This window comes from Rhizobacter sp. P5_C2, assembly GCF_054049715.1.
Genome location: NZ_JBFULV010000056.1, coordinates 1 through 13,942, shown reverse-complemented (window position 1 = coordinate 13,942; position 13,942 = coordinate 1). Strand labels below are relative to the sequence as shown.

Here is a 13,942-nt window from a genome sequence, read left to right as displayed (position 1 = left end):
TCCGTTCAGGAGGCGTCGAAGATGAAGCAGGTGGTGGAAGCGTGGGCGTACAGCTTGCCGTCGGGGCCGACCAGGCGCCCTTCGGCGGTGGCCATGCGGCCGCCGACGTGGATCACGCTGCCGATGGCGCGCAACACCGGCACGCGCTGGGTGACGGCGCGCACATAGTTGATCTTGAGTTCGGCGGTGGTGTAGGCCTTGCCGGCGGCGAGCGTGGTGTGCACCGCGCAGCCGACGCACGAGTCGAGCAGCGTCGCGATCCAGCCGCCGTGCACCGTGCCGAGCGGGTTGTAGTGGCGCAGCAGCGGCGTGCCCTGGAACACCGCGCGGCCGGGCGACATCTCGATCGGCAGGAAGTCCATCGTCTCGCCGATCGGCGGCGGGGGCAGGTGGCCGTCGAAGATGGCCTGGAAGAACTGCAGGCCGCTCAGCCCGGCGACCTGGTCGGGGCGGGCCACCCCCGGCGGCAGCAGGCGGGCACGGTGCGCGGCGGCCTCGGCCTCCCACTGGGCCAGCACGGCGGCGGCATCGACGACGGGTGTGTCCATGATCGGTCGCCCGGCAGGGCTTAAAGTTGCAATTGCAATGATTGTAGCTACAATTGTTTGATCATGCCAAGCGCCACGATGAAGACTGATCCGAAAGCCGAACCGAAAGCGACAGGTCCCCACGGCTGCACCAGCCTGAAGGTGCGCCAGCTGTCACGCCGTGTCAGCCAGCACTTCGACCGCATCGTCGCCGATGCCGACCTGAAGACGACGCAGTACTCGCTGCTGTCGCAGCTGGTGTCGCTCGGGCCGGTGAAGCCCGGCGTGCTGGCGGCCCACATGGAGATGGACGCGTCGACGCTGACGCGCAACCTGCAGCCGCTGGTGGCGCAGGGCTGGGTCACGGTCGGGCCGGGCGAAGACGGCCGCAGCCGCGTCGTCGAGGCCACCGCCACCGGCCGCGTCAAGCGCGACGAGGCGCGGCGCGAGTGGAAGCGGGCGCAGGTGGCGTTCAACGAGCGGCTGGGCGACGAGCGCGTGGTGCGGTTGCACGCGCTGATCGAGGAATGCCTCGCGGCGATGAACGAGACCGAGGCCGGCTCAGCGTCCTGATGTGTTCGGGGCCGCGAGGCCTCAGCGCGCCTCGCGCGCGACCTCCGCGCCCGGCTGCACGTCGTCGCCGTAGGCCGCCTTCCAGCGCTCGGTCAGCTTCAGGTGCTCATCCAGCCGCGTCCCCGGCAGCCCGTCATCGACCTCCCAGTTCGCCACCTTCGACTCGATCGCGAAATGATCCTTCGGCGTGATCGCCGACGGGTCGTCCAGGCTGCCGACCGAGAGGTCCATGTGCTGCGATCCCTCGTACGCGAAGCTCAGCGGCGTGYCGCAGTTGCCGCAGAAGCCGCGCAGCGCGAACTTCGACGAGGCATAGGTCTTCGGCGGCTCGGTCAGCCACTCGACCTGGTCGCGCCGCAGGTTCAGGAACGGCACGCGCGTGTTGCCGAAGGCCAGCTGGCACATGCGGCAGTGGCAGTAGTAGCCCTCGCGCTGGTCGGGCGCGGCGCGGTAGCGGATGCGCCCGCACAGGCAGCCGCCTTCCAGAGCGGCGCTTGCAGTGTCCCCGGCCGCGGCGCTCATGTCGCCACCGTGTAGTTCAGCGTGAGCCGCCCGCCGTCCACGTAGACGATCTCGCCGGTCATGTAGCTGGCCGCGCTGCTCAGCAGGAAGGCGGTCACGTCGGCGATCTCGCCCGGCTCGCCGAGCCGCTTCATCGGCGTGCGGCTCATGATGCGGGCGCGCGCCTCCTCGCTGCCCAGCACCGCGTTCTTCGCGAGCTCGGTCGCGATCGTGCCGGGCGCCACCGCGTTGACGCGGATGCCGTGGTCGGCCAGCGACAGCGCCATCACGCGCGTCAGCTGGTTGATGCCGCCCTTGCTCGCGTTGTAGCTCGCGATGCTCGGGATCGCCATCACGCTGTTCACCGAGCTCATGTTGACGATCGCGCCGCCGCCGGTCTTCACCATCTCGCGCGCAACCGCTTGGCCGACCAGGAACGAGCCCTTCAGGTTGATGTCGATCACCGCGTCCCAGTCGGCCTCGGTGATCTCGAGGAAATCGGCCGCCTTGAAGATGCCGGCGTTGTTGACCAGCCCGTYGATGCGGCCGAAGGCGGCCAGCGTGCCGGCCACCGCGGCGTCGACCTCGGCCTTCTTCGAGACGTCGCAGTGCAGGTAGTGCGCGCGCTGGCCTTCGGCGCCCAGCGCATCGGCCACCGCCTGGCCGCGGCTGTCGTCGACATCCCACAGCGCCACCGCGGCACCGTCGCGCGAGAGCCGCTGCGCGCAGGCGGCGCCGATGCCTTGCGACGCGCCGGTGATCACGATGACCTGCCCATGCAGGTTGAACTGGACCGGTTTCATGGAGGCTCCCCAAAAGGGAGCGAGTTTAGAACCGGGCCGCCAGCCAGCGCGCGAAGCGCAGCGATTGCCGCTGGATCCAGGTCAACCCGAGCACGGTGGCCACCGCGACCGGCAGCGCCAGGGTCGGCGCCATCGGGTGCCCGACGAGCGCGGGCGTGAGCGCGAGCAGCAGCGCGGCCAGCACCAGCCGCGTGCCCGAGCGTTCGGCCACCCAGGCGAAGCAGGTCGGCAGCAGCACCGTCACCAGCAGCAGGCCGGCGGCCCGACCCTGGGTGTCGGCGCGCAGGCGTTCGTCGGGAACCCAGCGGCGCTGCAGGTGGATCTGCACGCCGGCCATGACCCAGGCGAACGCGAGGGCCCAGGCCGGGAAGCTCTGCAGTTGCAGCGAGAACGCGATGTAGCCGCCCAGCGTGGCCGCCAGCAGCACCTGCTCCGGTTCCTGCGGCGCGCTCAGCAGCAGGCCCGTGATCAGCAGCAGGATCGCCACCACCGTGACCGATGGCCAGGCGGCCTGCCAGAGCAGCGAGGCCAGCGCGGCCGCCAGGATCAGGGCCACGCCCAGCCAGGGTGCCAGGCGCTGCCAGTGCGGCACCCAGGAAACAGGCAGCAGATTGCGGCGGCGTCGCAAGCCGTAGAGCAGGCCGAAAATCAGCAGCAGCGGGACGACGGTGCCCACGGCGACCACCAGTGCTCGCCAGGTGCCGACCGCGGCCTTGTCCGCGTCGAGCGTGACGATCGCGCCGAGCGCGTAGATGGCCGCCGCCACCGCCAACGTGCGCAACCACTGCGCGCCCTTCAGCACCCGCGCGAGTTGCCCGAGCAGGTCGGCGTCGAAGCCGATGCGCGCCATCAAGGCCGTCCCGGCCGCTGCGATCTGGCGCTGCAGCGGCAGCCCCATCAGCGTGGCCAGCAGCAGCGCGCGCAGCCAGCGGCCGCGCTCCAGCAGGGCGTGCAGGCCGACGAGGTTCGCATGCGTGTGCAGCAACTGCCCATCGGTCAGCGGCCGCTTCAGCCCGGCCAGCGCCGCCTGCACCGCCTGCGCCCGCCCGGGTCCGATCAGGCGCTCGGTGCGGAAATCGTCCAGCCAGTTGAAGTGCGCCTGCAGCATTCCCAGCAGGGCGGACGGCAGCAGCGGCGTGCGCAGCACCAGGTCGGCGAAGCGCGCCGAGGCCTCGGCCTCCTGGCCCAATGGCAGGTCGTTCAGATGCCGACGCAGCACCGGCACCAGGGCCTCGAGCGCGGCCGGGCCGAGCGGCACGGCACGGGCGACGAGTTCGCACAGCGCTTCGGGCGACGGCGATTCGACGACCGGCTCTTCGGTCGCCACCTCGACCGGCTCCGCGGGTTCCGGCGCGGCCGCCCGCACCGCCTGCCGATGCCGCGCCCATGCGACCATCCGGTCATAGGCCTCGCGCAGCGCCTGGTAAGCCTGCGCGTCGTCGTCCGGCCGCGTCAGCTTCAGCTTCGCGGCGTAGCTGCGCTTGATCAGCGTCAGCTCGTCGGTGGGCTCCGCGAGCCCGAGCACCTGCCAGTCGTGCATCGCCGGTCAGAAGCGGAAGCCGCTGTCGATGCTGTCCAGCGCCTCGCGAAACTCCTGGCGCGCGCTGCGCACCGTGCGCGCGTCCTGCGTGTTCAGCGCCGCCTCGAACCGGCCCATCCAGGCCTGCAGCGCGGTGCGCTCCTCGCCGAGCCGGTCTTCGTACAGGCGCTTGGCGCGCTCCAGCAGGTAGCGGTTCTCTTCCTCGTCGCGCGGGTGGCGCTTCAGCAGCGCGAGCCGTTCGAGCGCCGACGCGATGGCCGCGGCGTCCATCTGCGTCGAGGTGTTGTGGATCAGCGTGTTGGTGATGCGGCCGCTGGTGGTCTCGCGCGCATCGACGTCCAGCAGGCCGTTCGCGTCGTAGGTGAAGCGCACTTCCAGCGTCGCCTCGCCGGCCGGGCGCGGCGGCATCTCGACGTCCAGCACGCCCAGCGCCAGGTTCTCCGAGCCCAGCGGCGATTCGCCCTGGCGGATATCGATGCGGATGCTCTTCTGGTTGTCGACCACCGTCGAGTAGACGCCGATGCGCGACACCGGCACCGGCGTGTTGCGCTCGATGATCGGCGAGAAGCGGTCGGCCACCAGCGCGTCGCCGACCTGCTGCGACGCGACGATGCCGAGCGAATACGGCATCACGTCGGTCAGCACCACCTCGGCCAGTGCGGCATCGCGTGCCTTCAGCCCGGCCTGCACCGCGGCGCCCTGCGCGATCGCGAGGTCGGGGTCGATGGTGCGCAGCGGCAGGCGCTGGAACAGCCGCGTCGTCAGCTGGCGGATCATCGGCATGCGCGTCGCGCCGCCGACCAGCACCACCTCGTCGAGCGACGCGACATCGATCTTCGCGTCGTACAGCGCGCGCTCGATCGGGCGGCGCAGGCGCTGCAGCAGCTCGGCGCTCGCGGCCTCGAAATCGGCCCGGGTGATCGTGCATTCGATGCGCCGGCCCTGGTGCACCAGCGCCATCGCGGCGCGGTCGGCATCGCTCAGGTCGCGCTTGGCCTGCTCGGCGGCGCGCCACCAGGCGCCGCCCTGCAGCAGCGCTTCGCGCTCGGCCGGCGCCAGGCCGTCGCAGCGTTCGACGAACAGCCGGCCCAGTGCCTGCACGAAGTCCTCGCCGCCCAGTCGGGTGTCGCCGGCGCTCGCGCGCACCTCGACGACGCCCTCGAAGTACTCCAGCACCGAGACGTCGAAGGTGCCGCCGCCCAGGTCGAAGATCAGGAAGCTGCTGTGGTCGCTGCGCTCCTGCAGGCCGTAGGCGAGGCCCGCGGCGGTCGGCTCGTTCAGCAGCCGCTCCACCGTCAGCCCGGCCAGCTCGCCGGCGGTGCGGGTGGCGCGCCGCTGCGCCTCGTTGAAATAGGCCGGCACGGTGATCACCGCCTCGGTCACCGGCTCGCCGAGCAGCGCCTCGGCATCGGCCTTCAGCGATTGCAGCACCAGCGCCGACAGCTCCTCGGGCCGGAAATCGCGCGTGCCGAGCCGCAGCGTGCGGTCGGTGCCCATCCAGCGCTTGAAGCCCTGCGCGGTGCGGCCGGGGTGGGTGCTGGCGCGCTCGCGTGCGGTCAGGCCGACCAGCGTGCGGCCCTCGTCGTCGAGGCTGACCACCGACGGGGTCGAGAAGTCGCCGTGCACGTTGCGGACCAGCTGCGGCTGCCCATTCTGGAAGAAGCCGATCAGGCTGTTGGTCGTGCCGAGGTCGATGCCGACGATCATGGTGCGCAGCGCGGGTCGACCCGCAAATCAGGAGGCGCCGAGGATATCAGCGCGCGCGGTCGAGCCAGATGCCGATGCCTTGCGCGTTCAGCTCGAGGTCCATCGCGAGCAGCGCCATCGCGTCGTCGCGAGGGATGGTGCTGCCGAGGCTTTGCAGCCGAGCCCAGTACAGGTCCGCGAGCCCGGCCATCAGCGCCGGGTGGCGTTCCGGTGCCGGCAGCGGGCGCAAGCGCTCGCCGAGCGCGACGATCTCGTCGACCTGCGCCAGCATCATCTCGCCGAGCCGCGGCACGCCTTCGACGCAGCCGTAATGCGTGAGGTACAGCCGCTCAGGGTCGAAGCCGAGCATGCGCTGCACCGATTGCTTCAGCGCCTCGGGCTCGAACTGCACCGGCGTGGTGGTCGGCAGCAGCCACGGGCCGTGCGCGGTGTCGAACTCGCGGTAGCTCAGCCCGAAGGTGTCGCCGGTGAAGAAGCCGCGGCTGCGTTCGTCCCAGATGCAGTGGTGGTGGCGGGCATGGCCGGGCGTGTCGATCAAGGTCAAGGGCCGGCCGGCGAGCTCGACGACCATGCCGTCGTGGCTCTCGACGACGCGCCCGGCCGGCACCGGCACCACCTCGCCGTAGGCCCGCGTCACCTCCTGTGCGCCGTACACCGCGCGGGCGCCGTTCAGCAACGCGAGCGGCTCGATCATGTGGCGCGCGCCGCGCGGGTGGGCCAGCAGCTTCGCGTCGGGCAGCGCTTGCATCAGCGCGCCGGCGCCGCCGGCATGGTCGAGGTGCACGTGGGTGACGATCACCCACTCGACATCGCCGCGCTGCAGCCCGGCTGCCTCGACCGCCGCCAGCAGCCGCGGCAGCGAGTGCGTGGTGCCGGTGTCGATGAAGGCGCCGCGGCCGTTCTCGACCACCAGGTAGCAGGCATCGAAGGCCGGGCGGTAGAAGCCGGTGTCGATGACGTGGATGCCGTGCGCAAGCCGGTGCACGAAGGGCAGGGTGTCGACCATGGCCGCCATTCTCCTACGGCGAACTCGGACGAGGCCGACAGCCAGTGCGCGCCGCTGCTTCCAGACTGCGCATCTGTCCGTCCCTCACGAGGAATCCACCATGAGACTTCCCCTCCGATTCGCCACCTTGCTGATCGCCGGTGCGGCCTGCGGTCTGGCCGCCACCGCTGCGCACGCCCGTTCGGACGCGTCGTTCATGAAGGAGGCCGCGCAGGCCGGCAACGCCGAGATCGAGGCCAGCAAGCTGGCACAGACCAAGGCGCAGCGCACCGACGTGAAAACCTTCGCGCAGACGATGATCGATGACCACGGCAAGGTCGGTGAGGAGCTGAAGGCGCTGGCCGCCGCCAAGAAGGTCGAGCTGCCGACTGGCCCGTCGATCACGCAGAAGACCGAGCTGAAGCTGATCGATGCGGGCGCCGACGCGAAGTTCGACGAGCGCTACGTGAAGGCCTTCGGCGTGAAGGCGCACGAGGACGCGGTCAAGCTGTTCGAGCAGGCCGCGAAGGAGGCCAAGGATGCCGACGTGAAGGCCTTCGCGCAGAAGACATTGCCCGGGCTGCAGCACCATCTGGAAATGGCTCGCGCCTTGCAGCCCGCCAAGCCCTGAGCTACTGGACGGCGATCGCTTCGACCTGGATGCGCAGCGTCACGTCCATGTTGAAGTGCCAGTCCTTGCCGGCGTCGATGCCGAACTGATCGCGCTGGATCGTCGTGATCGCATCGGCGCCGCACATCTCGCGCTTGAGCATCGGGTGGGGGACGCACTTGAGCCAGTTCAGCTTCAGCGTGACCGGCTTGGTGACGCCATGCAGCGTCAGCTCGCCGGCCACTTCGGTCGGCACGCCGTCGACCACCTTGTCGAACTTGCCCTTGTAGACGGCCTTGGGGAATTTCTTGGCGTCGAACAGTTCCTTGCCCTGGGCCACCTTGTTCAGCGCGTCCTGGCCGAAATCGGCGCTGGCCGGCAGCACGGTGATCTCCAGGTCGCCGCTGCCGGCGGCCTTGTCGTAGCGCACCGTGCCGCTGCTCTTGTTGAACTTGCCGCGCCACACCGAGATACCCATGTGGTCGGCCTCGAAGCTCGGGAAGGTGTGGTCGGGATCGATCTTGTAGGTGACCGGGGCGGCATGGGCGGTAGCGGCGATCAGCAAACCGGTGAGGGGCATGGCAAGGCGCATGGAAGTTCTCCTGAAGCTGGGTTGAGGTGAACGGTACCGCGATTTTCGGTACCTTCAGCCTCACGACGAGCCAGCCGTGCGCCAATCGACATGAGGACTTGTCAACATTGCGGCAGGCCGTCCGGCCGTGTCGGCTGATCGTCGCCGTTCGGCCACGAGCGGGCGTTTACAACCGACGGCGTTTCGGCGGGCGATCCAATGGGTTAGGCTCTGGCAATCATGAAATCTCGCATCATGTACATCGAATCGAAGTCCGGAGGGTTGACCGGACCCGCGCGCATCGGGCGCGTCACGTTCTCGAAAACGGGCGCGACGATCTACTACCAAGGGAGAGCGTTTCAGAGCCTGAGAGGTCGTGGTTTCAAGTCGAACTATTTCGACGTCGAGACGGGAGAGCCGTACTGGATATCAGGCCCGCACAAAGATGGCCAAGACAGCCTCTACGCGACACATGTCGTGCCGGCAGTCGATGACGATGTCCTCGAAGAATACTGGCGCGATATTCGTGGCCTGCGCGTTCCTCGGAAACATCTGCGGCAAGCGTCGTCAATCGATGTCGTGTGACGCTGAACGGCCAGAAGGGGAAGCTCGCCAGCGTCCGCTTCAGAGCACCCCGATAGATGGCAGTGCGCCCAGCGGACTTCGCACAGCCTGTCGATGACTGGATACCGCCAAGCCACGATCCGCGGCCAGGTGAGTTAAGAATTCTTCGACCTCCGGCCCGCCCATCTTGACCGGATGCTGCATGCCATGGAAGCGGATGAAGGCGCGGCACCAGTGCACACAGGCCTGTTCGGTGCCCAGGCTGTAGTGCATCATCCTGATCCGTTCGCGGACCCGGTCGAGCAGCCGTGTCGCCTTCAACGGCGGCAGGTCTTTGACGGGGGCCAGGCGAAGAGGAGTGCACCGCCTGTCGGCCTACAACACATTAGGCGCTGCGAGTGCATTCAATGCCGATTGAGAAGATCTACGCCATGAAAACGCCGTTCGGTTTACTGCTGTTGACTACGATTTGGTTTCCTTGCCATGCAATAGATATCTACAAATGGACTGACGCAAAAGGCCAAGTCCACTACGGCGACGCCGTCCCGGAGGGAAAGGCAAGCTCCGCTAAAGGTATCTCAGTGAAAGGTGGCCCCGTGTCGGAGGCGGACAGGAAGGCTGCGACAGAGCGCCTTGCCAAGTACAGAGAAGATCTGGCGCGGGCCAGCCCCGAAGCTGCAGCCGCGCCGGCCGCGACAACGCCAAAGCCAAGGAAAACGCCTTGCGAAGAGGCTTGGGATGCCTACAACGAAAGCTATGCCTGCTTTGATCCGTACCGTATGGGCAAGGGAACAATCCGGTTGGAGGCCTTCCAAGGCTGCAAGGAGGTCAACCGGCCGCCCGAGGCATGCAGATAGCAACGCCTGACCATTCCATCAAGAGGACGTCACCCGGCAAGCCGGGCGTCGCCTCTCATCTCAAACGTTGAACGGCCGCTTTCCGGAGCCTTGCTCAGCCTGAGCCAACTTCCGCCAGGGGTCGTGAAGCGACCTTCATGCCATGACTCGAAATCCGACGCCCGGCCAAGCTGTCACTCAATCGCCTTCGATGTGCGCGCTCTTCACCACCTCGCCCCAACGCGCCAGCTCGTTGCGGGCCAAATCGCGGAGCGCCGCCGGCGCCAGGTAGTCGGCCGTCGCGCCCTGTTCCGCTGCCTTCTGCTTGAACGCCGGCGTCGCCATCACCTGCGCGATGGTGCGCGTCAGCTTGTCGACCACCGCGGCCGGCGTGCGGGCCGGTGCATACACCGCGAACCACGAGGTCGCGTCCAGGCCGGGCATGCCGGCTTCGGCGGCGGTCGGCACGTCGGGCAGCGAAGGCAACCGGTGCGGGCCGGTGACGGCCAGCGCGCGCAGCTTGCCCGACTGCACGAACGAGATGAACGGCGGCGGCGTGCCGAAGCTCAGGTCGACCTGCGATCCGAGCAGGTCTTGCAGCGCCGGCCCGGTCCCCTTGTACGGCACGTGGGTCATCTGCACGCCGGCCTGCTGCGCGAGCATCGCGCCGGTCACGTGCTGCAGCGAGCCGTTGCCCGATGACGCGAAGCTCAGCTTGCCGGGGTTCTGCTTCGCGTACGCGACCAGCTCGGCCAGCGTCTTCACCGGCAGCCCGGCGCGCACCACCACCAGCTGCGGCGCGCTCAGCACGTTGGCGACCGGCTGCAGGTCGCGCTGTTCCCACTGCGACTGCTTCATCAGGTGCGGCGTGATCACGTGGTAGCCCGAGTACTGCATCAGCAGCGTGTAGCCGTCGGGCTCGGCGCGCTTGACGGCCACCGCGGCAATGCCGCCACTCGCGCCGCCGCGGTTGTCGACGATCACCGTCTGGCCGAGCGCCTTGCCCAGCGGCTCGGCCAGCATGCGCGCTGCCAGGTCGGTGGTTCCGCCGGGGGCGGTCGGGACGATCAGCGTGATCGGCTTGGAGGGGTAGGGGTCGGCAGCCAGTGCAGGGAGAGTGAGCGCGGCCAGCGAGAAGGCCAGTGCGTGCAGTGTGTGGTTCATGGGATGTCTCCTGTGTTCGTGATGAGGTTCAGCCGCGGGCCAGCGCGCGTGCACGCGTGGCCTCGAAGTCGGCGGGCAGGGGATGCAGGTCGAGGCGCCGGCCGGCCTTGACGACCTGGCCGGGCAGTTCGTGGCCGATCAGCGCCGGCAAGCGGGACGCGGCCGCCAGCAGCGCCTGCAGGTCGACCCCGGTGTCGTAGCCCATCAGCGCCAGCGCATGCACCATGTCTTCGCTGCAGACGTTGCCGCTCGCGCCCGGCGCATACGGGCAGCCGCCCAGGCCGCCGAGCGACGCGTCGAAGTAATCGGCGCCGGCGTCGATCGCGGCCAGCAGGTTCGCGAGGCCCAGCCCGCGCGTGTCGTGGAAGTGCACCGTCAGCGCGGTGGCCGGCCAGCGGGCGCGGAAGTCGCGCACCAGCGCCACCACCTGCGGCGGATACGCCATGCCGGTGGTGTCGCACAGCGTCACGCCCTGCGCGCCGAGTTCGTCGACGAAGCGCTCGCACCAGACCAGCACCGTGGCCGGCGCCACCTCGCCTTCCATCGGGCAGCCGAAGCAGCACGACAGCGAGACGTTGACCGCCACGCCGGCCTCGCGCGCCAGCGCCGCCACCTGCGACAGCGCGGCGAACGACTGCTCGCGCGTCATCCGCAGGTTGGCGAGGTTGTGGCTTTCGCTGGCGGACATCACCAGGTTCAGCTCGTCGCTGCGGGCGTCGATCGCGCGCTGCGCGCCGCGCGCGTTGGGCACCAACGCGCTGTAGACGACGCCGGGCCGCCTGCGGATCTCGCGCATCACGACCTCGGCATCGCGCAGTGCCGGGATGGCCTGCGCCGACACGAAGGCGGTGACCTCGATCTTGACCGCGCCGGCCTGCGACAGCGCATCGACGAGGTCGATCTTGTCGGCGGTCGGCACGAAGGCCGCTTCGTTCTGCAGGCCGTCGCGCATGCCGACCTCGCACAGGCGCACGCGGCGGCCGTCGCCATTCCAGATGCTGCTCATGCCACCACCCCCCGCTCGCGCAGCGCGGCAATCTCGCCATCGCGCAGCCCCAGTTCGTGCAGCACCGCGTCGGTGTCGTCGCCCAGGTTCGGCGCCGAGCTGCGAACGCTGCCCGGTGTCGACATCAGCTTCGGCACGATGCCCGGTACCTCCAGCGTGTCGCCGGCGCGCGTGGTCTGCGACAAGAGCATCTCGCGCGCCCGGTAGTGCGGGTCTTCGGCGATGTCCTGCGCGGTGTAGACCTTGCCGCACGGCACGCGTGCGTCGGCCAGCGTGGTCAGCACGTCGGCGACGTCGCGCGCCGAGGTCCAGGCCTCGATGGCGGCGTCGAGTTCGGCGGCGCGCGCCACGCGCCCGGCGTTACCGGCCAGCGCTGGGTCGGTTCCCAGGTCCGCGCGGCCGATCGCCTGCATCAGCCTCTTGAAGATGCTGTCGCCGTTGCCCGCGATCAGCACCACGCCGTCGCGGCAGCGGTAGGCGTTCGACGGTGCGATGCCGGGCAGTGCGCTGCCGGCCGGCCCGCGCACCGCGCCGAACGCGCTGTACTCCGGCAGCAGGCTCTCCATCACGTTGAAGACGGCCTCGTTCAAGGCCACGTCGATCACCTGGCCGCGCCCGCCATGCGCCTGGCGGTGGTACAGCGCGGTCAGCACACCGATGCAGCCGTGCAGCGCGGCCAGCGTGTCGCCGAGCGAGATGCCGCAGCGCACCGGCACGCGGCCGGGCTCGCCGGTCAGGTGGCGCAGGCCGCCCATCGCCTCGCCGATCGCGCCGAAGCCGGGCAGGTCGCGGTACGGCCCGGTCTGGCCGTAGCCGGAGATGCGCAGCATCACGAGGCTCGGGTTCAGCGCCGACAGCGCCTCGTAGCCGAGCCCCCAGCCTTCGAGCGTGCCGGGGCGGAAGTTCTCGATCAGCACGTCGGCCTGCGCGATCAGTCGGCGCGCGATGTCCTGGCCTTCGGCGTCGCGCAGGTCGAGCGCGATCGAGCGCTTGTTGCGCGACTGCACCTGCCACCAGACGGAGGTGCCGTCCTTCAGCAGGCGCCAGTTGCGCAGCGGGTCGCCGCTGCCGGGCGGTTCGATCTTGATCACGTCGGCGCCGAACTCGCCGAGCGTCTTGCCGGCGAACGGGCCGGCGATCAGCTGGCCCATCTCGACGACGCGCACGCCGTGCAGCGCGCCGGGGGCGGGGGAGGGTGTGTTCATCGGGCCATTGTCGAAACCAGCCCCGGGCCGTGGAAGCGCAAAGGCACGCAGCGAGCTTTCGCGAACCGCGAAAGCGGATGGGGGTCAACCCGGATCGAGGTGGTCGATCAGCAGGCGCACGTGCCGCGGCACCGCCGCCGCATCGCGCACGCCGAGCAGCAGCTTGCGGCGCGTCCAGTCGTCGGTGAGCGCGACCTGCCGCAGGTCCATCGAGCGCAGGTGCGGCAGGATCGCATCGCGCGGCAGCACGCCGATGCCCAGGCCCGCGGCCACCATGCGGCACATCGCGTCGAAACTGCGCACGCGGATGCGCAAGCGCAGCTGGCGGCCCAGCGCCTGCGCCTCGGTGTGCAGCCGGCGCGCCAGCGAGGTGCCTTCCGACAGGCTCACGAAATCGCAGTCCAGCAGCTCCTCGAAGCGCAGGCTGCGCCGGCGCGCCAGCGCATGGCCGCGCGGCAGCACCAGCACCAGCCGGTCCTCGCGGTAGCCCATCGTGTGCAGCCCGTGCGTCGGCGTGCGGTCGGCGAAGATGCCCAGGTCGGCCCGGCCGTCGAGCACCGCCTGCACCACCGCGCTGCTGTCTTCTTCTTCCAGCTCGATGCGGATGCCCGGGTTGTGCGCGATGAAGGCGGCAATGTCGGGCGGCAGGAACTGCGTGATCGCCGAGGTGTTGGCCCACAGCCGCACCACGCCGACCAGCCCCGCGGCATGGTCCGACAGGTCGGCCGCCAGCCGGTCGACATCGCTCAGGATGCGCTGCGCATGCAGCTGCAGCGCGTGGCCGGCCGCTGTCAGCGTGACGCCGCGCGAATGGCGCTCCAGCAGCTGCGTGCCGACGGCTCCCTCCAGGTCGGTGATGCGCTTGCTGGCCGCGCCCACCGCCAGGTGCGCCAGCGCCGCGCCCTGGCTGATGCTGCCGCTGCGCGCGACCAGGCTGAACAGCTGCAGCGAGACGAGGTCAAGGCGATGCAGGTTCATGCGAGCAGCGCCTCCAGGCTCTTGCGCGTGAACGGCTTCGGCAGGAAGGCGGCCGCGGCCGGCCAGTCGCTGCGCTGCGCATGCACTTCCGGCGGCAGGCCCGAGATCAGCACGATGCGCTGCTGCGGCCAGTCGCGCGCGATGCGGTGCCACAGCGCGATGCCGTCGCCGCCCGCGCCGAGCATCACGTCGGAGACCAGCAGGTCGAACGGGCCGTGCGCCGCCATGCAGGCCAGTGCGTCCTGCTCCGACGCCACTTCGGTCACGGTGGCGCCCAGGTCGTCGAGCAGCGCGGCGGCCGTGGCGCGCACGCTGTCGTCGTCCTCCACCAGCAGCACGCGGGCCGCGCTGCCGCCCGCACGGATCGGCCTC

At 69.8% G+C, this 13,942-nt stretch carries 17 protein-coding genes; 4 read left to right on the top strand and 13 right to left on the bottom strand.

Annotation, left to right across the window (positions count from 1 at the left end; translation table 11 throughout):
* Nucleotides 1-5: 5 nt before the first annotated feature.
* Entirely contained in the window at nucleotides 6-548 is a 543-nt protein-coding gene (locus ACXJLU_RS20285; RefSeq protein WP_457334056.1) for a PaaI family thioesterase, read from the bottom strand.
* A gap of 78 nt (nucleotides 549-626) precedes the next feature.
* On the opposite strand from ACXJLU_RS20285, the gene ACXJLU_RS20280 reads away from it, so the two are divergent.
* Entirely contained in the window at nucleotides 627-1,100 is a 474-nt protein-coding gene (locus ACXJLU_RS20280; RefSeq protein WP_457334054.1) for a MarR family winged helix-turn-helix transcriptional regulator, read from the top strand.
* 21 nt (nucleotides 1,101-1,121) lie between these two features.
* Here ACXJLU_RS20280 and ACXJLU_RS20275 read toward each other — a convergent pair whose 3' ends face one another.
* Genes ACXJLU_RS20275 through ACXJLU_RS20255 form a run of 5 tightly spaced genes read right to left on the bottom strand, consistent with a single transcriptional unit; the run spans nucleotide 1,122 to nucleotide 6,657 of the window.
* Nucleotides 1,122-1,622: a GFA family protein gene (locus tag ACXJLU_RS20275; protein ID WP_457334052.1), complete on the bottom strand. Its 501-nt coding sequence runs from the start codon at nucleotides 1,620-1,622 to the stop codon at nucleotides 1,122-1,124.
* Complete coding sequence (locus ACXJLU_RS20270) at nucleotides 1,619-2,404, bottom strand: SDR family NAD(P)-dependent oxidoreductase (RefSeq protein WP_457334050.1); 786 nt, start codon at nucleotides 2,402-2,404, stop codon at nucleotides 1,619-1,621. Before ACXJLU_RS20270 ends, ACXJLU_RS20275 begins: the two co-directional genes overlap by 4 nt.
* Nucleotides 2,405-2,429: 25 nt before the next feature.
* Nucleotides 2,430-3,944, bottom strand: coding sequence for a hypothetical protein (locus tag ACXJLU_RS20265; RefSeq protein ID WP_457334048.1), 1,515 nt, complete (start codon nucleotides 3,942-3,944; stop codon nucleotides 2,430-2,432).
* Between the two features lie 6 nt (nucleotides 3,945-3,950).
* A complete protein-coding gene (locus ACXJLU_RS20260) occupies nucleotides 3,951-5,651 on the bottom strand; it encodes an Hsp70 family protein (RefSeq protein ID WP_457334046.1) in 1,701 nt (566 codons plus the stop codon).
* 46 nt (nucleotides 5,652-5,697) lie between these two features.
* The gene (locus ACXJLU_RS20255; protein ID WP_457334044.1) at nucleotides 5,698-6,657 is read right to left on the bottom strand and encodes an MBL fold metallo-hydrolase; all 960 of its coding nucleotides are present in this window, start codon (nucleotides 6,655-6,657) and stop codon (nucleotides 5,698-5,700) included.
* A gap of 100 nt (nucleotides 6,658-6,757) precedes the next feature.
* On the opposite strand from ACXJLU_RS20255, the gene ACXJLU_RS20250 reads away from it, so the two are divergent.
* Nucleotides 6,758-7,267 carry a DUF4142 domain-containing protein gene (locus tag ACXJLU_RS20250; RefSeq protein ID WP_457334042.1) on the top strand — a complete coding sequence of 170 codons (510 nt, stop codon included), beginning with the start codon at nucleotides 6,758-6,760 and terminating at the stop codon, nucleotides 7,265-7,267.
* Nucleotide 7,268: 1 nt separating this feature from the next.
* On the opposite strand, the gene ACXJLU_RS20245 is transcribed toward ACXJLU_RS20250, so the two are convergent.
* Nucleotides 7,269-7,838 (bottom strand): YceI family protein, encoded by a 570-nt coding sequence (locus ACXJLU_RS20245; protein ID WP_457334040.1) that lies wholly within the window; start codon nucleotides 7,836-7,838, stop codon nucleotides 7,269-7,271.
* Nucleotides 7,839-8,057: 219 nt separating this feature from the next.
* Between ACXJLU_RS20245 and ACXJLU_RS20240 the strand changes: the two genes are divergently transcribed.
* Nucleotides 8,058-8,402, top strand: a complete 345-nt coding sequence (locus ACXJLU_RS20240; protein WP_457334038.1) for a 1-deoxy-D-xylulose-5-phosphate synthase — start codon at nucleotides 8,058-8,060, stop codon at nucleotides 8,400-8,402.
* Nucleotides 8,403-8,441: 39 nt separating this feature from the next.
* Here the strand turns inward: ACXJLU_RS20240 and ACXJLU_RS20235 are convergent, their stop codons facing one another.
* Entirely contained in the window at nucleotides 8,442-8,702 is a 261-nt protein-coding gene (locus ACXJLU_RS20235; protein ID WP_457334036.1) for a phage integrase N-terminal SAM-like domain-containing protein, read from the bottom strand.
* A 110-nt stretch (nucleotides 8,703-8,812) separates the two neighbouring features.
* On the opposite strand from ACXJLU_RS20235, the gene ACXJLU_RS20230 reads away from it, so the two are divergent.
* A complete protein-coding gene (locus tag ACXJLU_RS20230) occupies nucleotides 8,813-9,238 on the top strand; it encodes a DUF4124 domain-containing protein (RefSeq protein ID WP_457334034.1) in 426 nt (141 codons plus the stop codon).
* 177 nt (nucleotides 9,239-9,415) lie between these two features.
* Here the strand turns inward: ACXJLU_RS20230 and ACXJLU_RS20225 are convergent, their stop codons facing one another.
* From ACXJLU_RS20225 to ACXJLU_RS20205, 5 genes are all read right to left on the bottom strand, one after another.
* Entirely contained in the window at nucleotides 9,416-10,381 is a 966-nt protein-coding gene (locus ACXJLU_RS20225) for a Bug family tripartite tricarboxylate transporter substrate binding protein (RefSeq protein WP_457334032.1), read from the bottom strand.
* A 28-nt stretch (nucleotides 10,382-10,409) separates the two neighbouring features.
* Nucleotides 10,410-11,387 carry a hydroxymethylglutaryl-CoA lyase gene (locus ACXJLU_RS20220; protein WP_457334030.1) on the bottom strand — a complete coding sequence of 326 codons (978 nt, stop codon included), beginning with the start codon at nucleotides 11,385-11,387 and terminating at the stop codon, nucleotides 10,410-10,412.
* Nucleotides 11,384-12,592, bottom strand: a complete 1,209-nt coding sequence (locus tag ACXJLU_RS20215; protein ID WP_457334028.1) for a CaiB/BaiF CoA transferase family protein — start codon at nucleotides 12,590-12,592, stop codon at nucleotides 11,384-11,386. The genes ACXJLU_RS20220 and ACXJLU_RS20215 overlap by 4 nt, the downstream gene beginning before the upstream one ends.
* An 84-nt stretch (nucleotides 12,593-12,676) precedes the next feature.
* Nucleotides 12,677-13,570 carry a LysR substrate-binding domain-containing protein gene (locus ACXJLU_RS20210; RefSeq protein ID WP_457334026.1) on the bottom strand — a complete coding sequence of 298 codons (894 nt, stop codon included), beginning with the start codon at nucleotides 13,568-13,570 and terminating at the stop codon, nucleotides 12,677-12,679.
* The coding region (locus ACXJLU_RS20205; protein WP_457334024.1) for a response regulator at nucleotides 13,567-13,942 on the bottom strand (376 nt) is incomplete at its 5' end. The genes ACXJLU_RS20205 and ACXJLU_RS20210, both read right to left, overlap by 4 nt.